The sequence below is a fragment of the Chryseobacterium sp. RU37D genome (assembly GCF_900156075.1).
Classification (GTDB): domain Bacteria; phylum Bacteroidota; class Bacteroidia; order Flavobacteriales; family Weeksellaceae; genus Chryseobacterium.
Window position 1 is genome coordinate 1 of record NZ_FTMM01000024.1, and the last position, 22,433, is coordinate 22,433.

Below are 22,433 nucleotides of genomic sequence, written 5' to 3' on the forward strand. Positions count from 1 at the left end.
TTAAAAGCTGGATCATAGATTTTTCGCCCTTGTTTCATACGTTAAAATTAAGGTTTTATGCTTAACTCTAACTGGAAGCTAAATTAGTATATCCAAAATAAAGTTATACCTGAATATTAAAGCTGTTGAAAATAAATAAAAATCAAAACTTATTTTGCAACTGAAAAACTCCATGGGAGTTTTATCTGTGTAGAAAATATATTTAAAATAAAGTGCGTTCTAATTTTATAGCAATCCTACGGATTGCACGTGGCTTTATTTCGCATTCGCCACACAGATTCTGCTCCTAAAGGAGCATTTTGTGACTTTTGTGATAATTTTTTTTAACTTTAAACAACTTTATTCTTAAAGCTTTAATAATACTTAGATGGTTTAGATTTTAAAAAGCAGATAAATTGCATAGAATAATCATCATTAATTATACTTTATCGCCTTCACCGGAGAAATCTTACTGATCAGATAACTCGGAATAATCAAAGCCAAAGCCGAAATAATCAAAATCCCAACAGAAATAGAAATAATGGCAATGGGATTAAGGTCTACAGGAACCGTACTTACATAGTAATTTTCGGGATTTAACTTAATAATTCCAAAAAATTTCTGGATAAGAATAAGTCCAAGGCCGATTGCATTTCCGTACAGAAGCCCAGGAATCATTATGATCAGGGTATAGTTGATAAAGGTCGCCCTGATCTGGGAATTACTGGCTCCCAGTGTTTTTAATAACCCGATGGAATTAGTTCTTTCAATAATCAGAATGAGAAGAACCATAATAATATTGATGACCACCACAATAAGCATAATAATGATAATCAATGCAATATTGGTATCAAAGATACTGATCCAGTCGGTGATTTGAGGATATTTTTCCGTTGCTTTTTCGGCATAGTTTTTATAACCGATAAGTTTTTCAATTTCAGGGAAATCGCGATCAATATCGTTAACATTTTTAAGGAATATGTCCAGTCCGCCCACTTCATCAGGCTTCATATCCTGGATCTTTCTTACATGGTTGATTCCGCCGATCACAAACTGATCATCAATCATTTTTATGTCAGTTTTATAAATGCCGACGACTTCAAATTTTCTATAAACCGGCTGCTTCATATCTGACCTTGAAAAAACAGTAACAATGCTGTCTTTCAGTTTTAAATGAAGGTCACTGGCGATTTTTTGGGAGATTGTAACACCGTTATTGTATCCGATTTCTGTTACTTTAGGAGTTGTTCCGGCAATCAGGAATTTTTTAAATCTTAGGCTGTCAAAATCCTTCCCAATACCTTTATAAATGATTCCCGCGAAATTATGTTCATTACGCATAATCCCCGTCACTGTGGCATATTTCTGAACGGCTTCCACATCGGGAAGTTCCTGAATTTTTTTAATATTCAGTCCCTGATTATCAAGAACTGATGTATTGTAGGAAGAATTTGAGCGCGTAGATTTTACGGTAATATGCCCGCTGAAATCTGCCAGTCTCTCTTTAATAGCCTTCTTAGAGCCGAATCCGGTGGAGACGGTAATTAAAGAAACAATGATTCCCAACGCCACAGAGAGTCTGCCGATGAAGATGATAACCCTCGAAAGGTTATTTTTATTATCTTTGGAAAATGCTATTTTTCTAGAGAAATATAAAGGAAATTTCAAACCCATGAATTTAGATTTCAAAATTAAAAATTTACTTCTTATTTGCCTAATTTTTTTAGGAGTATTCACCCAATATTATTCTCAGACTAAAGATAAAGCCGATTTTAGAACAGGAGCTGATCAGCCTGAGCTTTATTTACCTTTATTAAAAGGAAAAACTATCGGGGTGGTGACCAATCAGACCGGACTGATGAGTGATAAAACCCATGTGGTGGATTTTCTGGTAAAAAACGGAATCAAAATCAAATCGATTTTTGCTCCGGAACATGGTTTCAGAGGCGATGCGGATGCGGGTGAGAAAGTAAAAAACGGAGTAGATGTGAAAACGGGAATTCCTATCGTTTCACTTTACGGAAATAATAAAAAGCCAAAACCTGAACAATTAAAGGGAATTGATATTGTTTTGTTTGACATTCAGGATGTTGGAGTGAGATTTTACACCTATATTTCAACTTTAACTTATCTGATGGAAGCCGGTGCAGAAAATAATGTAGAGATTATGGTCTTAGACAGGCCCAATCCGCATGACGGCTATACCGACGGCCCGGTTCTGAAGAAAAAGTGGTCAAGCTTTGTAGGAATGCACGAAGTTCCGGTAGTTTATGGTTTAACAATTGGGGAATACGGGAAAATGGTCAATGGAGAAAAATGGCTAAAAAATGGAGCTCAGGCAAAATATACTCTAATTCCCATGAAAAATTATCATAAAAAATCACGTTACCCCATTTTGGATAAACCTTCACCTAATTTACCCAATGATAAGTCAATAAATTTATACCCAAGTCTATGTTTTTTTGAAGGAACGCAGGTGTCTGTAGGAAGAGGCACAGATTTGCCTTTTCAGATTTATGGCTCACCATGGACGTCAGGTTTACCTTATCAGTTTACTCCAAAGCCTAACTTCGGTGCAAAAGATCCATTTTTAAATGGAAAGCTTTGTTATGGAGAAAATCTATCTAATTATCCGAATGATTTAAGGGAAATAAACTTAGAATGGGTAATTAAAGCTTATAAAAATTATAAAAACCCACAGCTTGATTTTTTCCTGAAAAATTTATGGTTTGATACATTAGCCGGAAATGATGAGCTGAGAAAACAGATTATCGCTGGAAAATCAATTCAGGAAATCAAAACATCATGGAAGTTGGATCTTGAAAAATTCGAAAAGATTAGGACAAAATATGCTGTCTATGAAAATTAATGATGTTGAATTGTGAATTGTGAATTTACGTATTATGTTTGTGGTTAAAAAATTGATAATTTACTTTAAAATCAATCAAAATTTTGTGGGGTTTTATCGTTTTTACCTTTATTCAAAATAAATAATCCTATAGACAGACCGATTACACCTGCACCTGCTGTCATTAAAGCCCTTTCCAGCTTGTCAGACTCGTGGCTGCCAATGTAATTCATTAAAAAAAGAATGACAAAAGTAATGGCCGAAATAATAAGATGGTTCTTCCCGAATATTTTCATTGAATTATTTTAATTTATAAGAGATCATCACACCTCCTCTGTAAGGAAGGATTTCTCCGCTTTTGTTGAAGCCTATGGCCTCATCATAACGTCTTCCGGTTCCTCTTTCATAGCCTTTATAAAAATCTTGAGAAGTTCCTACTGTTGCGTATAAATCAATATTCCATCTATCAGAAATTTTGAATTGATATCCTCCGGTAATTCCAAATATAATAGAGAATCCTTTCTGATAAACATTTGGATAATCAAAGCTTTCACCTTTTTCATTAGTAAAAGTACCTCCGCTCCAGTAATTCCATTTTTGTAATTTGAAAACTGCAGTAGAGATATTTGCACCCAGATACCAGTGTTTAAAAGCTTCGTCAAAATAATACCTGCCTTCAAAAGAAGCGGAATAATACTGAAATTCATGCCCTGCAAATAATTTCCAAGGAGAAATTAATACATCACCCTGCAGCGTATATTTTTTACTTAACTGATGCTCCAGACCTACATTGACAACAGCGATCGGTAATAATAAGGCATTTCCTTTGAGATAAATGCTTGTTTTGTGATCTTGTTCCTGAGCCTTTAGATTTCCTAGAAATAATAAGGTAAGGAAGCTTATAATAATTTTAATTTTCAACATATGTGTTATTTGATTTGCTTTAATAGTTCATCAGCCAAAGTGGTATTTTTCTGGGCCTGAGCTGCTATATTTTTAGACATTTCGGCATAGGTTTTAGCCATGTCTTTGTTTCCTGTTAAGAAATATAGTTTTGCCAGTATATAAGTGTTTTCGGATGTTTCGCCTCTCATTACAGACTTTTCTGCCCATTCGGCGGCTTTTTTTAAAGATGCTGGAGTTTTAACATGATCTGAGAATATCCACGCTGCTTTTAATAATTCATTGGGCTGAAAAGCGTCTGGATCCTTATAGTAGGCCAAAGCTGCTTTTTCATATTCCGGGAAATCAGCATTTTGTTCGTAATAGCTTAATTTTGTTTGGTTTAGCTTTGCCTCTGCATCATGTTTTCCGACCAACGGCTCGGCTGTTTTCATGAAATATTCTTCATTGATCTTTTTATTTTTCTGATCAATAGACTGTTCTACAACTTTAGCTAGCTTTAGCTGATTATCAAACTCTTTATATGTATCCTCAGGCAAAAACTTTATGATTTCCACTTTTCTTTCGGCAAAAACTTTATAATTTTTATCTTCTGTGGATTTTAAGAAGTAAAGCAATAATCCTACATCATCTTTAGAAAGTTCTTCTGTTTTCTTTTTGTTTTCAAAATATCTTTCTGAAGCTTTTTTAGCAAAATCAAAATCTGAAGAAGAATTCAGCTTCATAATATTGATAAGGAATTCTGGATCTTTTTCGCCGTTTGCAAAACGTTCCTTTAATGAACCTTTTTTGTTGTTGGGTGAATTAATATCCTGAGCCATAGAAAGAAAAAGACTTTCTTCCATATAGCCGAAGTTTTGTGAAACAAGCTCCCCGTCACCATTCAGGAATAGATAAGTGGGATAGGAACGTACTCCATATTTAGCCGCAATATCTCTTCCTTCACCTTTTTCCATATCAAATCTTGCATTCACAAAATTTGAATTATAATAATCTCCGACTGATTTTTTAATGAAAATATTTCTTTCCATCATTTTGCAGGGACCACACCAAGAGGCATAAGCATCAATAAAAATAATTTTATTTTCTTTTTTTGCTTTTGCGATAAGATCCTTAAATGGTAGATCCTGAAACTGTATTGCTTCTTGAGAAAATGCAACGATGCTGGAAAATAATAATAACCCGGAGATGATCTTCTTCATTTTTCAAATAAAATTTAAAAAGCGAATATACTTATTTTAAACGTAAATGAGTGCCGGATATTATTGAAATAAGATTGGTTTTAATAGGTTTAACAAGATTTAACATTGTATTGGTGAATGGAACGGAATTTTTTTTAAAGAATTTTTATTAATAGCCTAATCTTAAAACAGTAATTTTGCTTTGTAATAAGCTAAATTCATAATAGAAAAGACTACCTCCTATTGTGGGATATCGGATAATTATAGATTATACTCGTAATCTACCTTCAGCTCATTATTTACATGGCTAATTCCGGGAGTTTTCCATACAATACGACCAGCTTCTTCTTTCTGATGCCATGTATGTACGGTTCCTTTTAAGGTAACTGTTTTTCCGGATATGGATACTTCAATCTCACTGCTGTCAATAGAGCTTCTGTCCAAAGCTTTTTCGATATCTTTTTTTTCAGGAGTACCTGAAATTTCTGAATCAATGGTAATATTGTTGTAGATTCCTTTTACTCCGGGAAGATATTTTATAGAACTTTCTGTAATGTCCCTCAGATAATCCCAGGATACCTCACCCTCAAGGTTTACCCAGCCATTTTCAACTTTTACGATTATTTTTTTTTCAGGAATAAATGAGTTTGATTTAAATGCAGCAATAATTTCGTTGGCAATCTCTTCGTCAGTTTTTGGTCTCGATATGGGTAATTGTACATCTATATGTACGACCAGGACTTTCACCCCCGAAACATTTTTTGCGGCATGCTCGGCCTGCAGTTTTTTTGCATAATTGTCAACAGTACCCGTAAGAGAAACGACTCCGTTTTTTACAATAACCCCGATTTCCGCTGAATGGAGCTGGGGTTCCCATTTTAGAGCATCCTGAACGTCTTTTTGTAATTCTGCATTTGTTTTCATTGCTGTAAATTTTTATTCTTCAAAGTTCCACAACCCTTATAAAAGATACGATGACCCACATCACAATGAAAGATGATCTAGATCAGATCCTATGGGAGCTTCTTACTTATTTTAAAGCATATCTTTTTATTACTCCACAATATAAGAATGTAAAAACCAAACCATTTTCTGACCTGAGTTTAAAAGCCTGTTATAAAATTGCTGGTCACAATGTCATGAAATTCATTTTTACAGCTTGTAATATGTTCCGGAGGATAATTAATTCATTATGGTATCATTTTTTTTAGTGATGGGTATCATTGTTCGGACAGAGCGCAATTTTGAAATTTACATTATTAAATGACAAGTCATGAAAAAGTTTATAAACTTCGCTGTTCTTTTTTTCTGTACTGTCTACAGTAGTATAGTAAGCGGTCAGAATACAAAAACAAATCCTGAAATTACTTTGTTTCTTAAAGATAATGCCTGTCTTTCTACACTGCATTTTCCAAAATCTGTCATACGGTTTTATACCCGCAATGATACTGAATATGCCTGGGTAAATGTTGCAAATAAACCCGATCAGTCTGAAGCGGCGGTGCTTCTGCTGGAATACTCTTATCGGTTTGGATTATCCTTGTCTGATTATTACCGTGATGTCGTTTCACTGGAAAAATTAAGAAAACTCGGAAGTATTTCCGCAGGAGCAGATATGAAAGGTCAAGCGATGTTTGATATTCTGATGACAGATGCACTTATAACTTTTATTAATAATTTGCATTTTGGAAAATATAATCCGTCTTACAGCCCCTCTTATATTGATACGAACTATATTAATAAGTTCCGGTCAGACGATGTGTTGCAAAAAGCCAAGAATGATGGAGACTTTGTAAAATCAGTTCTTGAAGTTCAGCCTAAAATTAAAGCTTATAAAGATTTCCAGAACTATTTAAATATTTTTTATTCTGAGAGTCATTGTACAGAAACTCAGGCCGGACTTGAGAAAATTATTATGAATATGGAACGCCTGAGATGGATCAGTATCCAAAATACACCTTATATTTTAATCAATATACCATCTTATACATTAGAATTTCATCAGAAAGATAAGACTTATGACTTTAAGGTGATTATAGGAAAACCTTCAAGCAAGACTCCTTTATTGGAAAGCTCTGTTAATTATTTCACAACTGCACCCGACTGGAAAGTTCCCCAAGACATATTCGTAAAAGAAATGCTGCCTAAGATATTGAAAAACAGTAGATATCTGGCTGATCATCACTATACTATTTATGATGAATATGGAAATGAAGTGGTAACAGTCTTATCCAAACTCAGCGAAATCCGCCGAAATCCTTATAGATATAGTGTGAGACAGTCGTCCGGATATGACAATGCTTTGGGAGCGGTAGTTTTTAGGTTTCCCAATTCTTATGGAGTATATCTTCACGATACTTCTCAAAAACAATTGTTTAATAAAAATGAAAGAGCGTTTAGCCATGGGTGTATCCGGATAGAAAATGCCAAAGAACTTGCATCGCTTTTATTGAAAAATGATGGTGCAGAAAACAACATACCCGTTTTAGAAGCTGCAATGAAAGATTATAAAAGAAAAGATTTTGTACTGAAGCATCCCGTCCCTATCATCACCGTCTACCTTACTTGTTTAATAAAAGATGGAAAGCCATTCTTTTATGAAGATATCTATCATCTTGATCCTTCGCTGGAAAATAAATTTAGTTTAAATAAATAATCACATCATGAGAACAATTGTAGTACCTACAGATTTTTCGAAACCAGCAAGAAATGCTGCCTTTTATGCGCTTCGTCTTGCCAATGTTATGAAATCCAATATTCACCTTTGTCATGCATTTGGTCTGCCTGTTGAAAACCCTATGCTTGGGCAGACTGCCTGGGCTGTGTATGAATATCCGGCCTTGCAGAAGGAAAACAGTAAGGAATTAAAGGCCTTGAGAAAGGAATTGGAATTTAAATCAAAAATATTATGGGGCGAAGAGGCTTTTCCTTTTCATCCTTCGATATATTATGTCTGTGAAGGGCGTGATCCTATTCGGGTCATCAATGATACTGCAGATAGTAATAAAACATTGCTTATTGTAATGGGAATGAAGGGTGCCGGAATGCTGACTCGTTTTTTATTTGGAAGCAACAGTATTAAAATGATTAAAAAGACACATCATCCACTTCTTTTAGTTCCTCAAAAACATAAATATAATGGACTGAACAAAATTGCTTTTGCCACAGATCTTGATAAAAAGGATGTGAAAGTAGCACAGGCATTACTAAGGTTTGCCAAATACTTCAATGCTGAACTTCTGATTACCTACATCATTCAAAGTAATAATGATATAATAGAAGATGCGGAATATGAGCATAAAAAAAAGACATTCCTGAAAAACCTTGATGGCAAAATATGCTACAATTGTATTTACAGTGAGAATATTGATTACGGTTTGGATATCCTTAAAAGTAAAGATATTGATCTGTTGATCATGGGGCATCATTACCGGGGATTTTTCGAAAGCTTAGCAGGAAGCGGCCATGCCGTAAGGCAAGCCAACGAAATGGAAATCCCGCTATTGATCATCCCTGAAAATGAACATGTCTATTTTTAATTGTTTAAAATTTACATCTTTTAAATGTTTTTAATAAATATAATTAGCTAACGGTTAACTAATTTTGATATTTTTCTCTATTTAAATGCTCAGATTGCACTAAAATTCCTATCTTTAATATTGGGTAATATAAGCATTATATGGAAAGTGCCAAACTTTTGAAAGCTATTATAGAAACAGCTATCGATGGTATTATAACCATTGATGACAGAGGACGAATAGAAAGTATGAATCCTTCTGCATTGAAGATTTTTGGTTATGAAGAAGGAGAGCTTACCGGTAAAAATATTTCAATACTAATGCCAGAACTTGATAAAAGCAAACATGAGAGTTATATTATTAATTACCAGAATACCGGTGAAAAAAAAATAATAGGAAAGGGTAGGGAGGTAAAGGGATTAAAAAGAGATGGATCAATATTCCCTTTCAGGCTGGCCGTAAGTGAAGTACAATACCAAGATAGAATTATCTATACGGGTTTTATCCATGATCTTTCGAAAGAAAAGGAAGCCGAAGAACTTCTAAAAAAATATACCATTGAGCTCGAGCAGCTGGTGGAAGATCGGACCAAATCTCTGAGAAAAATGCTTCATGAGCTGGAAGAGGCGAAAGAAGAAGTTAACATTTCCTTAGAAAAAGAAAAAGAACTCAACCGCATGAAAAGCCGATTTGTGTCAATGGCTTCTCATGAATTTAGAACACCTCTAAGCTCCATACAGCTTTCCACAGTACTTATAGAAAAATATCTTCAGACTTCAGACACTCCCCAAATACTGAGACATCTTTATAAAATAAAAACAGCAATAAATAGTTTGATCGGCATTCTCAACGATTTTCTATCATTAGAAAAATTGGAAGCAGGAGTCGTATCGCCAAATGATGAAGTGTTCAACATTATCAAGTTTTCTGAAGAGCTTACGGAAGAAATGCAGCTTATGACCAAAGAAGACCAAATCATCATATACCAGCATACCGGATCCGAAAATGAGGTCTGTATTGATCAGAGTTTATTAAGGAATTGTTTAATAAATCTGATAAGCAATGCTATCAAATATTCCGGAGAGCGCACCCTCATAGAATTCTCTACCGAGATAAATGAAAAGGAATATTTTTTTACAGTGAAAGATAATGGAATAGGAATACCTGTGGAAGATCATGCTGCACTTTTTCAGCCTTTTTTCAGGGCACATAATACAGGGAATATTCCGGGAACGGGATTAGGGCTTAATATTGTGAGAAGATACATCAGCCTAATGGACGGAAAAATTCTTTTTGAGAGCAGTTCCGGCAAAGGTACCGGATTTACACTAATATTTGGAAAAAAAACTGATAATAATACTTCAATATAGTTCAGATGAACAAAGTTTGTATACTGATCATCGAGGATAACAACGATATCCGTGAAAGTACATCGGAAATTCTTGAGCTGGCCAAGTATGAAGTGCTTCAGGCCAGTAATGGTAAACAGGGCGTAGAGCTTGCCATCAAACATATTCCGGATATCATATTGTGTGATATCATGATGCCGAAGCTTGACGGGTATGGTGTACTGCATCTTTTAAACAAAAGAGAAGATACTGCGCTTATACCTTTTATTTTCATTACCGCAAAAACAGACCGGGTAGAAGTACGGAAAGGTATAGAAATGGGTGCAGATGATTATCTTACAAAACCATTTGATGATATTGAGCTTCTAAACGCAATAGAAAGCCGGCTGAAAAAGAAAGAACGTCAGGCGAGTATTTATAGCTCCAATCTTTCTAAGATGACCAGTTTATTTCAGGCTTCGAGTGGGCTTGATGAACTAAGAAAAGCATTTGATGAAAGAAAAATTAAATTCTATAAAAAAAAGCAGGTCATCTATTACGAAGGCGATGTGGCAAATGCGGTCTACCTTATTATTGCGGGATCAATAAAAACTACGAAGATAACGGAAAGTGGAAAAGAATTCATGACCGGGATTTACAGCAAGGAAGATTATTTTGGGATTACTTCATTGTTTACTGGGAAAGAATACAAAGAAACTGCTGAAGTGATGGAAGATGCCACACTATGCTCCGTTCCTAGAGATGTCATTGATCAGTTATTTTATAAATATCCTGATATTGCAGAAAAATTCGTCAAAATTCTTGCACACAATGTTCTCGCTCATGAAGAAAAATTACTACAGCTAGCCTATTTTTCTGTAAGAAAGAGAATGGCAGAAGTGCTTCTCAAGCTTCATACAAAACATCCTCATATAGAAGGCTTTGAAATTTCTAGAGAAAATCTTGCCTCTATGGCCGGAATGGCTATTGAAACCGTAAGTCGTATCCTCAGTGACTTCAAAGATGAAAATTTGATTGACAGAAATGCAGGAAAGATTACAATTCTGGACACTTTAAGGCTTCAAAAGATAAAAAACTAATATCTGTCACTTTTTATAATGATTTTATACACTGGCCAGTTCATTCAAGTTCAATACATTTGAATATTGAATTGCCATTATGAAAGTTATCGTTTATAATATAAATCAAAAAGATAAAGAATTTCTTGCATTAGCTAATCGTAAAAAGCACAAAATTACGATTATAGCATGTCCCTTACATGAAGGCACATTTCGTTTTGCAGATGAAAAGGATGCTGTCATTATCATTAATCAGGAAGATCAACTTTCCGATAACCTTATTCTAAAGCTTACTTCTTTCGGAATAAAGTATATCATATTCAGGATTCAAGAGAAACTTCCTATTGATACGTCAATTATGACGGATAAGGGAATAGGATATCTAATTGTTAGAGTCACAGATTCGCAACTAGCCGCTTCCCAAATGATTGATGCTCTTAATGTCTGGGAGAAAATTGATTAGGATCATACCAAAAACCAACCAAAGTCATTAGACAAAAATTATTTCCATATTACCTTTGATATATTAAACTCAAAATAATTTATTGCGAAAACTTTAAAACACTCTCACTAAAGAATGGAATAGAAGATTTTTTGGGATGAAGATGTATTGCTGGGTGAAACATTTAAAATGGAGCTCACTATTAGTATCATTGACAAAAATGGGTTCTACAAACTGAAAATTTCGGCTCTGGGGTTCAAGAAAAAGATTTAAAAAATATTAATAGGAGGATCATTAATCATCAATGCCGAAACCGGTACAAAGAAAAAATAAAAAATTATGTAAGACAAGAGTTTTCAGCTTCTTCTTTTTCCCGAGCTTCCATTTCCCAAAAAATATTGCGCTGGACCATCTAAAAGGCAATTACAAAAACGAATTATTAAATATCAATATCACCAAAACAAATCTTGATAAACAGGAAGTAAAAGAAATTAAAATCCGCTAAAAACATTATTGTGCATTTGGGAAGTACTCATTGCTATTAAACAACTCTTCCCATGCATACAAATTTATTATAAAAAAATGGAAACAATTACTCTAAAATCACTCGGAGGCGCAGGAACAGTTACAGGATCTAAGCATTACTTAAAAACACCTGAGCTTAATATACTCATAGATTGCGGATTGTTTCAGGGTATTAAAGCTTTACGTGAGCAAAATTGGGAGCCTTTAAATATTAATATTAAAGAAATAGACCTTATCATCCTTACCCATGCTCATCTCGACCACTGCGGATATATTCCTTTTCTTGTAAAAAGCGGCTTTAAAGGTAAAATTTATATGACAGAACCTACGAGGGAACTGGCAAAACTTATCTTACTTGATAGCGCCAAGCTACAGGAGGAGGATACTGAAAAGGCGAATTATCATCATTATACTAAACATCATCCTGCAAAGCCGCTCTATACAATAAATGATGCGGAAAGGGCATTTAAATATTTTTATATAATAAATGAAAATACGAATATCCAGTTAAGTGAACATATACAATTTAGGTTCAAACCTTGCGGGCATATTATCGGGGCGTGTTCTATAGAAATAGTATGTTTCGGGAAAACGATCATTTTTTCAGGAGATATAGGGCGTAATAAAAGCGCGATCTTACCTCCGCCGGATTTTTTCACTACAGCAGATATTATTGTAATGGAGTCTACATATGGTAACAGGCTCCATGACAATAGTAATTTATATGATAAATTAACATATTGGATCAATTCTACAATCAAAAATCACGGCAATATTATTATCCCCAGCTTTGCGGTAGGAAGAACGCAGGAGCTTATTTATATATTATATCAGCTGAAAGAACAAAATAAAATCCCCCGCAATCTTCCTATAGTAATCGACAGTCCTATGGCTGCCTTAGCTACAGATATTATGATAGATTTTGCAGAATATACTACTGTGAAGAAAGAAAAATGGCTGGAAATTATTCAACAAATTGATATCAACAGGGAATATTCTCGTACCGAAGAGATCGTCCGCAATAAAAAAAGTAAAATAATCATTGCCGGAAGCGGCATGGTAACCGGTGGCCGTGTACTCGAATATTTGAAACATGATGTAGGGAATAATAAAAATACAGTACTGATCGTCGGTTTTCAGGCAGAAGGAACCCGCGGAAGAGCATTACTAAACGATTCACACGAGCTGAAAATTCATGGGAAATATTATCCTGTAAAAGCTAATGTTGTAGAACTGACAGGCTTATCTGCTCATGCTGATCAGACTGAACTAATAGATTGGATCAGAAAATATGAAATTCCGCCACAGAAGATTATGCTTGTTCATGGTGAGCCATCTGCGTTGGAAGCATTGAGGGTAAAAATTCAGACAGAATTACAAATATCAGTCAAGATTTTAGTAAAGGATGAAGAAGTCATCTGCTAAATCGGATAGAAAAATTTATTAAAAAATTTTAAAAATAGAATTATAGGATTGTGTTAAATTCTAAACTCAATTCTTAACATTAAGGATGTATTTGTTTGTTATGGCATACAATATCCCAGATCACCTGAAAGGTCTTACAGAAGCAGAAGTTATTGCTTCCCGCAAACAATACGGATATAACCGGCTGGAACAGGCCCGAAAAAACACATGGCTGGAATTGCTTTTAAGTATTCTAAAAGAGCCTATGCTGATTCTCCTGATATCCGTAGCATTAATCTACATAATTATCGGCGATTATGGAGAAGCTTTATTTATGTTTTTAGCTATTATTACGGTTATAGCTATTTCCTTTTATCAGGATAACCGTAGCAGGAAGGCATTAGAAGAGCTTAAAAAGCTGAACGAACCGCTAAGTAAGGTGATCAGAAACTCAGAATTAATAAAAATACCAACATTTGAAATAGCTGTTGGAGATCTGTGCATCACAGAAGAAGGCAGTCTCATCAATGCTGACGGAAAGATTTTATACAGCAATGATTTTTCAGTAAATGAATCTTCGCTTACAGGTGAAAGCTTTTCAGTGTTTAAAGACAATACATCAGAAGATCATTCTGTATACAGCGGAACAATTACTGTTTCCGGGTTGGCTATTTTTAAAGTCGAGAACATAGGTGCAAAAACCCGTATAGGGAAAATAGGTGAGTCGATACTAAATATCAGGGAAGAGGTTTCCCCTTTACAGATACAGATTCGCAATTTTGTTAATGGAATGGCTGTGATTGGAGCTGTAATCTTTCTGACAATCTGTATTTTCAGTTTTATAGAAACAGGAGATATTATCAATAGTCTTCTAAATGGTCTTACATTGGTGATGTCTGTTCTGCCAGAGGAAATCCCTGTAGCTTTTACAACATTTATGGCCATTGGTTCTTGGAAGCTAATGAAAGACGGTATTATTGTTAAGCAAAGCAGCATTTTAGAAACATTGGGAAGTATTACAGTGATCTGCACTGATAAAACCGGGACAATTACTGAAAACTCCATGCGCCTGAAGTACTTGTATAATTATCGTTCCAACAGGATATACGGAGAGGTAGATTTCGGGATAGAAGAACTCCGTGAACTTATAAGCTATTCTATGTGGAGCAGTGAGCCGGTACCTTTTGATCCTATGGAAAAAAATTTGCATAAGGTGTACGAACGGGCTCAGATTAAAGATGAAAGAAAGGAATACAAACTAATCCATGAATATCCTCTTGAAGGCAAGCCTCCTATGATGACTCATCTTTTTGAAAATAAAAAAAAAGAAAGAATCATTGCGGCCAAAGGAGCTCCCGAAGCAATAATAAATATCTCTCAGCTTTCGGATGCTGAAAAAGAAAAGGTAAAAAAAGTAGTGGAAGAATTCGGACGGCAAGGATATCGAGTGCTTGGAGTTTCAAAATCATATTTCGAAGGAAATCTTTTTCCTGAAAAGCAACAGGATTTTGTATTTGAATTTTTAGGCTTGGTCGTATTTTATGATCCTCCTAAAAAAAATATCGAAAAAGTGTTTCAGCAGATTTATGACGCAGGAATTAAAGTAAAAGTGGTTACGGGAGACAATTCAGATACCACGAAGGCTATTGCTTTAGAATCGGGTATAAGAAATAACAGCCCGACCATTACGGGAAATGATATTACTGAAAGTTCAGAAAAAGAACTCATACAAATCACAAAGAATACAACATTATTTACCAGGATGTTTCCTGAAGCAAAGCTTAAAGTGGTGAATGCTCTGAAAGAGCAAGGGGAGATAGTGGTGATGATTGGCGATGGCGTAAATGACGGCCCTGCTTTAAAAGCAGCTCATATAGGCATAGCAATGGGCAATAAAGGTACGGAGATTGCAAAATCAGCGGCATCCCTGGTGATAACTAATGATGATCTGGAAAAGCTTGTCACTGGAATTGCAGCAGGAAGAAGAATTTATGCAAATGTTAAAAAAGCAATACAATATATTATTTCAATTCATATTCCAATAATATTAACGGTCTGCCTTCCTTTGTTTCTGGGGTGGATATTTCCCCAGATATTAACTCCGGTCCATGTTATCTTTCTTGAGCTTGTGATGGGACCTACATGCTCTATTGTGTACGAAAACGAGCCTATAGAGAAAAATGCAATGAAGAAGCCTCCCAGAGTGCTTACAGATACATTTTTGCAGTGGCGGGAATTGATAATAAGTATTATTCAGGGAGTTGCTATTACTATTGGAGTCTTATTTATTTACCAGCATTCTGTTCGGATTGGAAGTACCGAACAGGAAGCCAGGGCAATGGTTTTCAGTACCCTCATTTTTGCCAATATATTACTAAGCTTTGTCAACCGTTCTTTCTATTATAGTGTTTTGGAGACTTTTAAAAACCGTAATTTTTTACTTTTCGGGATTTCCGCATTGGTTATTATATTTTTGATTATGATTTTATATATAAATTCCGTTGCTCTATTTTTTAAGATTGCGCCTCTAAATCTTGGTGAGCTTAGCATTGCATTGCTTACAGCATCCATTTCTGTATTGTGGTTTGAATTTTATAAATTAATAAGAAGGAGCTTTTGCAAATGAAAAATTGCTTCCACCACTAACGAATAACCGCTTACTATTCAATTTTCTGTAGTTACAAGAGTTAGTATGCTTTCGTAGAAGCTTTAGAACAACAAATAGTGTGTGGTACCAGCGGGCAGGATAAGTACATTCGAAGTATTCAGAATAAGCAATTTTTTTAAGCTTGAGCTTGAAAAAGATTCCAGATAACTATTCAGTCAATTTTCTGCAAAATATTGTAAAATTAATTTTTACAATATTTTTTGTTTTATGCCTAATCCAAAAATGATTTATTTTAATCTTAAATAAAAGTTAATGCAAGTAAATTATTAACTAAAAATATTATTTATATTTTGCATGATTAAAACAATAACTCTAATATATAGATATATTGTATGAGATTTTGCTACTAAAATAAAAGAAGATTTTATAAAAATATAATATTGTTTATCAGTTACTTATATTAAAATAGTATGTATTTGGTATATGTTTTTTTTTGATTTTATAATGATTTTGTATTAGAATTGCACCGTCAAAATAAATTAGATAATTAGAGTTTTATATTTTAAACCAATTTACCTGTTTTGTATTAAAATTTTGTAAACTTAGTATTATCTGAAATTTGAAAAATTTATAATTTTTATAAACATTTTTAAACACAAAGAAGAATTTAAAACAAATGAAAAAAAATTTAATTATTACCGCAATGATGATTTCATCATTAGCCTTTTCCCAAGTTGGTATTAACACAGCCTCTCCAGCTGCTACCTTAGATGTAACTGCTAAGAATACTACGGGAAACAGCACAAGTGTAGACGGACTATTAGTTCCCAGAGTAAATAGACAAAGAGCTCAAAGCATGACAAATGTTCCTACCTCTACCTTAATCTATGTAAACAATGTTGCTACAGGGACGCAAGCTGGTACTGCTATAAACATAGACGCTCCTGGATATTATTATTTCGATGAGACAAATGTCTGGACAAAGCTTAGAACTCCTGCAAGTACTTCTCCTACAAATACTAATATTTATAATTCTGATGGCACACTAACAGGTAACAGAACTGTAACTCAGGCAGATAAAACATTGGCATTCACAGGTACTGCGACTAATGCATTTTCTGTAGATGGGAATACATTTTCAGCAGATGCAGCGAATCATAGAATAGGTATTGGTACAACCACCCCTAGTGACAAATTGAATGTATTTGGAGGTATTACAACTAGTGGAAGTACCACTAATAATAAAAACGCATCAGGAACCTTAGATTATGGCTTGTACCAAACCAGGCTTTTATCTTGGGGGCCAACTGCAACAGATAATGGTATTATATCATTTTGGACGGGACTAGGAGGGGCTCCTACATCTGAAAAGATGCGTATCCATTCTAATGGTAATGTGGGTATTGGTACAACAGCTCCTAGTGACAAGTTGCACGTACTTGGTGGAATTACTACTAATGGCAGGACTAGTATTGATAAGATGGCGTCGGGGACGTTGGATTATGGCTTGGACCAAACCAGGCTTCTATCTTGGGGACCAACTGCAACCAATAGTGGTGTTATATCATTTTGGACAGGACTAGGAGGGGCCTCTACATCTGAAAAAATGCGTATCCATTCTAATGGTAATGTGGGTATTGGTACAACTACTCCTACAAATTCCTTACATGTAAAAGCAGTTGCAGATCCTTTAAAACTGGAAGGATTGCAAAGCGGAAGTGGAGCAAATTTAGTTGTTGATGCCAATGGAGTAGTGAAAGCTGAAGCTAAATCTGTTCCTAAATTAGTTTTAGTAGTAAAACGTGGGACTGATTTTGTTGGATCTCCTGGAGGAGGCAATGTATTAACATGGGATGCTAAAGAATATGATCCAGAAAATGTTTTCACAACAGGATCAGACAACTATACTGTGACAAGAAGCGGATTACATCAAATTTTTGTGAATATTACATCAGCAGGCTCTTCATTTAATGTAGGAGATCCTTGGTTCGTAAGAATTTGGATTAATGGAGTAGTAGTAGCAGCTTCTGATGCAACAAAAGCAGCTGGTGCATCTACCACGGTTTTTTCAATCAATAATTGTAATGTGGGTGATAAGATTCAAGTTGATTTTGGGATCAAACCTGATACAGCTAAAGCTAATCTCACAAAACTGAGTATTTTTAGATTTGAATAATTAACTGGCTTATCATAGAATGAGGACGTTTCAAAAGTACCTTCTTAGCTCCATGCTTGACAACATATATTTAGGAGATTCCAAGATCAGTACTTTATCTTTTGGGACAGACTCATCTCTTTATTACTAAAGCCGTTATATTTTAGGTAGTGTTTCACTGACTTATAAAGTTAGTGAAACGCTGTCTTTTTATTGTATAGGATATAAGAAATGGTTTCTCTGCATTTTCCTTAATTCCTTTTCTCTTATTTATATAACTTCGATCTTTAAATCTACTTCAACCTTTTGGAAATTTCTTCTAATTGTAGCCTTTTGATTCGTAGCAGAATTTATTATAATTAACTATCTACCTGATATTTAGTGTTGATTATAAAATCATCTTTTACTTTAGAAACTAAAAGTAAACCAACCATCTCACATCCAAATTTGCAACCTCCTCAATACCAGATTTTCAATAATCTCCAAAAAGTTTAGTAAGCATATTTCTTTATACAACTCGTCTAAATTTATTATTTGTTTCGTTTTTATAATAGAATATACGAAATTATAAATTGTGATCTATGCAGGTTTATGGACTTTTTACTCATATAAAGCCCTTCGGAAGTACCTAAGATAAAAATATTTAGTGGAATTAGAAGAAATACTATAATCACAAGATTATTTTAATTTTATTTTCAGAAGTAAGTAGATTCAAACAAAGTCAATACAGGAGGGAGTTTCCGAGAAAGGTTGAGCATATAATTGAGCATTCGCGACTTTGAAAAGAAAAAAGCCCCTAAAATAGGAGCTTTACGACTGTTTGTTGTGGTTTCTCCAGGAATCGAACCAGGGACACATGGATTTTCAATCCATTGCTCTACCAACTGAGCTAAGAAACCATTGTTTACTTCTTTTTGAAGTGATGCAAAACTAATAATAAATATTAAATTTGACAATATGCTATAAAAACAATTTTGAAAAGAAAACCACCTTTTTACAGGTGGTTTTGTGTGGTTTCTCCAGGAATCGAACCAGGGACACATGGATTTTCAATCCATTGCTCTACCAACTGAGCTAAGAAACCATTCTTTTACTTCGTTGTTTTAAAGTGATGCAAAAGTAGTAAGTTTTTCCTATATGAAGCAAGCATTAATAATACTTTTTTTAACAAAACTTAAAAAGCTACTGATTTTCAGCCGAATTATTTTCCTGTTCTCTTCGGATCTGCTCGCTCATTTCCTCCAATACAGGCTTTATGGTGCTTTCAGGAAGGTCACTAATTCTGATGTACATTAACCCGTCAATTGCATCATTAAAGTTAGGGTCAACATTAAAGGCAATTACCTTTGCATTTTGCTTGATATATTTTTTGATTAAAACAGGTAATCTCAGTTCTGGCTCAAGATCGTCAATAATCTTATCTAGTTTATTAAGATCAGATTCCATTTCTTCGAAAAACAGATGCTTATCTCTGTCTCGAAGTTTTACCTTATATTCATTTCTTGGAGTAATGTATTGAGCAACGGCAGAATCATAATAATTTGAGCGCATAAATTCAATCATCAAAGATTTTGAAAACTCAGAAAATTTATTGGAAATGCTCACACCGCCCATCAAAAATTTATGATCCGGATTTCTAAGGCATACATGAACAATCCCCCTCCACAAAAGGAAAAGCGGAAGCGGCTTCTGCTGATATTCCTGGCAGATATATGCCCGTCCCATTTCGATTACTTTTTTAAAGAATGGGTGGATATCCTGTTCAAATTCAAATAGAGAACTGGTGTAAAAACCTTTGATGCCAAACTTTTTCATGACCTCCCTACCCAAAGCCATTCTGTAGGCTCCTACCAGCTTTTCTTCAGCATTATCCCAAAGGAAAAGATGATGGTAATGTTTATCATATTCATCCAGATCAAATGGTAGGTTGCTCCCTTCACCCACCGCACGGAAGGTGAGTTCTCTCTGACGTCCGATTTCCCTCATTATAGAAGGGATTTCTTCATAATTTGTAAAGTAGACCTCATAATTTCCGTTGCTGAAAAACATTTTATCCGTGCCTTTCAGCTTGCTGATATCTTTTAAAATATCCTCTTTCGGAGTTTCATCGATGATGTTCTGAACAATATTTTCTTCTTTAAGCAAAGGGAATTTTACCGATAAATTCTGAAGATTAATGCTTTGGGCTAATGACTTTCTTTTTTCATAGTAAGATTTCATCATATACACCTTACGTTTCAGGAATTCGCCCAATTCTTCAATGGTTTCCATATCATCCATTGCTTTTACGGCAATAGGCTTTCCGATCCTGATTCTGATAGGTTTTTCCCTTTCATTCATCATTTCCGCGGGGAGCATCAGGGTTTGTAAATTAGGATGAAGTTTGGCTACCTGATAAAAAAGTCTGCTGTTTTTGGCATGGAAATACATAGGAACTACCGGCACTTTTGCCATCCTGATCAACTTGAGCGCTGGTTTTTCCCATTCTTTATCTAAAATTTCGCCGTAAGGATTATTTTTATTGGAAACTTCTCCTGCCGGAAAAATTCCTACACAGCCTCCGTTTTGTAAATGTTTCAACGTTTCGCGCATTCCAGAAGAGCTGCTGTAAGCTTCTTTTCTGTTTTCAAAAGGGTTTACGGAAATTACATACGGTTCCATCGGTTTGATTTTTTCCAGAAGGAAATTACCCATTACTTTGAAATCCGGACGAACTTCAGATAAGACTTTGCACATCAAAATACCGTCTATAGCGCCAAGCGGATGATTGGAAACTAAAATAAACGGCCCCGTTTTCGGAATTTTTGCCAAATCTTCTTCAAAAGCTACATAGCTTAAGTTTCTCTCTCTCACAAATGAGTCGAAAAAGTCTTTACCTTCCTTGTCTTTTAGTTTGTCGTATAATTTATTTACTTCGTTTATTTTAGCAATGCTCATAACAGCAGATGCTACAGGATTCTTCAGAAATCCTATTTTGCTTAAGCCGGAAGCTTTTATTAAGTCGTTTTTCGAAATTAAACTCATATTGTGTTTAGTCGCAATTAGTTTTATTGTATTACCATTTGAAGTGTATTCTTCGAAATCTGCTCCAATAATACACTTTTTTCCTGGTAAAATTGATCAATATTCTCCATTTTTGCATTTCTTATCGTAAATAAAGATACATTTTTTACAACATCTGTTTTGAATACTTTTTGAAGATCGTCATTCAGCTCATCAATATGGAAGTATTTATCTTCAAGGCATAAAGCTAATGAAATTGCAGAATTCTGCATCAGGGAAACTTTAATTTTATACTTAGATAAATACCCGAAGATTAAGCTCATATGGTCTTCTGCAATAAACGAAAAATCTCTTGTTGAGATTTTTAACAACGTTTGATTTTCTTTTAAAATATAAGATTCTTCACTTTGATTTTTGTCTGAAGCACCCACTTTTGTCCCTTCTTTGGTAGGATCTACGAAAGATTTTACATAAAAAGGAATATTTTTTTGCTGAAGAGGTTGTAGGGTTTTTGGGTGAATGACACTTGCCCCGTAGTAGGCCATTTCAATGGCTTCTTCATAAGAAATATTCGAAAGCAAGGTCACATCCTTGAATTTTCTCGGATCTCCCGTCATTACTCCCGGAACGTCTTTCCAGATGGTCATTGCATCTGCATTTAAGCAATAGGCAAAGATCGCCGCAGAATAATCCGAGCCTTCTCTTCCTAAAGTTACCGTAAAATTATTTTCATCCGAACCGATGAAACCTTGAGTAACGTAGCAGATTTCTTTATTTAAATTAGAAATAAATTCTTCTGTTTTTGCCCAATCTACCACACCTTCTCTGTAAGAGTTGTCGGTTTTCACATAATCTCTTGCATCCAGCCATTGGTTGGTAAACTGGATTTCGTTTAAATATTCGCTCACGATTTTAGTCGAAATCATTTCCCCGCAACTCACAACCTGGTCGTAGACGAAGCTGTAGTTGGGAGATTTGTTTCTCCTTAAAAAAGAATCAATATCATCAAAAAATAAATTAATTTCCGCAAAAACAGCATGATTTTCAGGGAATAAGCCTTCCGCGATTTCGATGTGTTTTCGTTTTATTTTTTCGATCTCAGTTTGATAGTTATCCCTATTGAAATAAAGTTCCACCACTTTTTCCAACTCATTAGTTGTTTTGCCCATGGCCGAAATCACCAGTAAACATTTGGCAAATCCCTGGCTTTTTAAAACCATAGATACATTTTTTACACTCTCTGCATCTTTTACTGATGCTCCACCAAACTTGAAGATTTTCATTAAATTGTTAATAATAAAATTGTTAGATAAAATTTGTGGGAATATTTTACGGGGCTCAAAATTATAAATTTACAACGAGATATGAAATAGGCTTGTGTAATATGATAGGCTTAAGATTTTATTAAAATTAAAAATTATCTGGAATTATTCTGAACGATTCTGTAGATTGGGGAATTT

The 22,433-nt window shown here is 34.6% G+C and carries 16 protein-coding genes and 2 tRNA genes; 9 read left to right on the forward strand and 9 right to left on the reverse strand.

The genetic code is table 11. From position 1 onward, the window contains the following. Positions 1 to 414 precede the first annotated feature (414 nt). A complete protein-coding gene (locus BW926_RS11335) occupies positions 415 to 1,647 on the reverse strand; it encodes an ABC transporter permease (RefSeq protein ID WP_076447233.1) in 1,233 nt (410 codons plus the stop codon). Between the two features lie 4 nt (positions 1,648 to 1,651). Here BW926_RS11335 and BW926_RS11340 point away from each other — a divergent pair, with 4 nt between their 5' ends. Then, positions 1,652 to 2,848 (forward strand): exo-beta-N-acetylmuramidase NamZ family protein, encoded by a 1,197-nt coding sequence (locus BW926_RS11340; RefSeq protein ID WP_076447177.1) that lies wholly within the window; start codon positions 1,652 to 1,654, stop codon positions 2,846 to 2,848. 71 nt (positions 2,849 to 2,919) lie between these two features. On the opposite strand, the gene BW926_RS11345 is transcribed toward BW926_RS11340, so the two are convergent. The 4 genes from BW926_RS11345 to BW926_RS11360 all read right to left on the reverse strand — a co-directional run bounded on the left by BW926_RS11345 (position 2,920) and on the right by BW926_RS11360 (position 5,835). Next, positions 2,920 to 3,123 carry a hypothetical protein gene (locus tag BW926_RS11345; protein ID WP_076447178.1) on the reverse strand — a complete coding sequence of 68 codons (204 nt, stop codon included), beginning with the start codon at positions 3,121 to 3,123 and terminating at the stop codon, positions 2,920 to 2,922. Positions 3,124 to 3,127: 4 nt separating this feature from the next. Then, complete coding sequence (locus BW926_RS11350; protein ID WP_228403440.1) at positions 3,128 to 3,751, reverse strand: DUF3575 domain-containing protein; 624 nt, start codon at positions 3,749 to 3,751, stop codon at positions 3,128 to 3,130. Positions 3,752 to 3,756: 5 nt separating this feature from the next. Beyond that, the gene (locus BW926_RS11355; RefSeq protein WP_076447180.1) at positions 3,757 to 4,932 is read right to left on the reverse strand and encodes a thioredoxin family protein; all 1,176 of its coding nucleotides are present in this window, start codon (positions 4,930 to 4,932) and stop codon (positions 3,757 to 3,759) included. 240 nt (positions 4,933 to 5,172) lie between these two features. Then, complete coding sequence (locus BW926_RS11360; RefSeq protein ID WP_076447181.1) at positions 5,173 to 5,835, reverse strand: BON domain-containing protein; 663 nt, start codon at positions 5,833 to 5,835, stop codon at positions 5,173 to 5,175. Positions 5,836 to 6,184: 349 nt separating this feature from the next. Here BW926_RS11360 and BW926_RS11370 point away from each other — a divergent pair, with 349 nt between their 5' ends. The 8 genes from BW926_RS11370 to BW926_RS11410 all read left to right on the forward strand — a co-directional run bounded on the left by BW926_RS11370 (position 6,185) and on the right by BW926_RS11410 (position 17,991). Next, a complete protein-coding gene (locus BW926_RS11370) occupies positions 6,185 to 7,567 on the forward strand; it encodes a L,D-transpeptidase family protein (protein ID WP_076447184.1) in 1,383 nt (460 codons plus the stop codon). A 7-nt stretch (positions 7,568 to 7,574) separates the two neighbouring features. Further along, positions 7,575 to 8,450 (forward strand): universal stress protein, encoded by an 876-nt coding sequence (locus tag BW926_RS11375; protein WP_076447186.1) that lies wholly within the window; start codon positions 7,575 to 7,577, stop codon positions 8,448 to 8,450. A 140-nt stretch (positions 8,451 to 8,590) separates the two neighbouring features. Further along, positions 8,591 to 9,799 (forward strand): PAS domain-containing sensor histidine kinase, encoded by a 1,209-nt coding sequence (locus tag BW926_RS11380; RefSeq protein WP_076447187.1) that lies wholly within the window; start codon positions 8,591 to 8,593, stop codon positions 9,797 to 9,799. A 5-nt stretch (positions 9,800 to 9,804) separates the two neighbouring features. Further along, on the forward strand, positions 9,805 to 10,857 hold the full coding sequence (locus tag BW926_RS11385) for a response regulator (protein ID WP_076447189.1): 1,053 nt from the start codon (positions 9,805 to 9,807) through the stop codon (positions 10,855 to 10,857). Between the two features lie 79 nt (positions 10,858 to 10,936). After that, positions 10,937 to 11,299, forward strand: coding sequence for a Rossmann-fold NAD(P)-binding domain-containing protein (locus tag BW926_RS11390; protein ID WP_228403441.1), 363 nt, complete (start codon positions 10,937 to 10,939; stop codon positions 11,297 to 11,299). Between the two features lie 561 nt (positions 11,300 to 11,860). Further along, positions 11,861 to 13,228 carry an MBL fold metallo-hydrolase RNA specificity domain-containing protein gene (locus BW926_RS11400; RefSeq protein ID WP_076447192.1) on the forward strand — a complete coding sequence of 456 codons (1,368 nt, stop codon included), beginning with the start codon at positions 11,861 to 11,863 and terminating at the stop codon, positions 13,226 to 13,228. Between the two features lie 100 nt (positions 13,229 to 13,328). Beyond that, positions 13,329 to 15,833, forward strand: a complete 2,505-nt coding sequence (locus tag BW926_RS11405; RefSeq protein WP_076447193.1) for a cation-translocating P-type ATPase — start codon at positions 13,329 to 13,331, stop codon at positions 15,831 to 15,833. 658 nt (positions 15,834 to 16,491) lie between these two features. After that, positions 16,492 to 17,991 (forward strand): hypothetical protein, encoded by a 1,500-nt coding sequence (locus BW926_RS11410; RefSeq protein WP_076447195.1) that lies wholly within the window; start codon positions 16,492 to 16,494, stop codon positions 17,989 to 17,991. An 805-nt stretch (positions 17,992 to 18,796) separates the two neighbouring features. Here the strand turns inward: BW926_RS11410 and BW926_RS11415 are convergent. From BW926_RS11415 to BW926_RS11430, 4 genes are all read right to left on the reverse strand, one after another. Beyond that, a tRNA-Phe gene (locus tag BW926_RS11415) sits at positions 18,797 to 18,869 on the reverse strand. A 112-nt stretch (positions 18,870 to 18,981) separates the two neighbouring features. Continuing rightward, positions 18,982 to 19,054, reverse strand: a tRNA-Phe gene (locus BW926_RS11420). 98 nt (positions 19,055 to 19,152) lie between these two features. Further along, positions 19,153 to 20,994, reverse strand: coding sequence for a lysophospholipid acyltransferase family protein (locus tag BW926_RS11425; protein ID WP_076447196.1), 1,842 nt, complete (start codon positions 20,992 to 20,994; stop codon positions 19,153 to 19,155). Positions 20,995 to 21,017: 23 nt separating this feature from the next. After that, the gene (locus tag BW926_RS11430) at positions 21,018 to 22,256 is read right to left on the reverse strand and encodes an aspartate kinase (protein WP_076447198.1); all 1,239 of its coding nucleotides are present in this window, start codon (positions 22,254 to 22,256) and stop codon (positions 21,018 to 21,020) included. Between the last annotated feature and the right edge of the window lie 177 nt (positions 22,257 to 22,433).

Coding starts and splice junctions, on each gene's coding strand:
- BW926_RS11410 (WP_076447195.1), top strand. CDS start 16,492: ATGAAAAAAAATTTAATTATTACCGCAATGATGATTTCATCATTAGCC.
- BW926_RS11355 (WP_076447180.1), bottom strand. CDS start 4,932: ATGAAGAAGATCATCTCCGGGTTATTATTATTTTCCAGCATCGTTGCA.
- BW926_RS11390 (WP_228403441.1), top strand. CDS start 10,937: ATGAAAGTTATCGTTTATAATATAAATCAAAAAGATAAAGAATTTCTT.
- BW926_RS11370 (WP_076447184.1), top strand. CDS start 6,185: ATGAAAAAGTTTATAAACTTCGCTGTTCTTTTTTTCTGTACTGTCTAC.
- BW926_RS11425 (WP_076447196.1), bottom strand. CDS start 20,994: ATGAGTTTAATTTCGAAAAACGACTTAATAAAAGCTTCCGGCTTAAGC.
- BW926_RS11405 (WP_076447193.1), top strand. CDS start 13,329: ATGGCATACAATATCCCAGATCACCTGAAAGGTCTTACAGAAGCAGAA.
- BW926_RS11380 (WP_076447187.1), top strand. CDS start 8,591: ATGGAAAGTGCCAAACTTTTGAAAGCTATTATAGAAACAGCTATCGAT.
- BW926_RS11340 (WP_076447177.1), top strand. CDS start 1,652: ATGAATTTAGATTTCAAAATTAAAAATTTACTTCTTATTTGCCTAATT.
- BW926_RS11375 (WP_076447186.1), top strand. CDS start 7,575: ATGAGAACAATTGTAGTACCTACAGATTTTTCGAAACCAGCAAGAAAT.
- BW926_RS11430 (WP_076447198.1), bottom strand. CDS start 22,256: ATGAAAATCTTCAAGTTTGGTGGAGCATCAGTAAAAGATGCAGAGAGT.
- BW926_RS11385 (WP_076447189.1), top strand. CDS start 9,805: ATGAACAAAGTTTGTATACTGATCATCGAGGATAACAACGATATCCGT.
- BW926_RS11400 (WP_076447192.1), top strand. CDS start 11,861: ATGGAAACAATTACTCTAAAATCACTCGGAGGCGCAGGAACAGTTACA.
- BW926_RS11345 (WP_076447178.1), bottom strand. CDS start 3,123: ATGAAAATATTCGGGAAGAACCATCTTATTATTTCGGCCATTACTTTT.
- BW926_RS11360 (WP_076447181.1), bottom strand. CDS start 5,835: ATGAAAACAAATGCAGAATTACAAAAAGACGTTCAGGATGCTCTAAAA.
- BW926_RS11350 (WP_228403440.1), bottom strand. CDS start 3,751: ATGTTGAAAATTAAAATTATTATAAGCTTCCTTACCTTATTATTTCTA.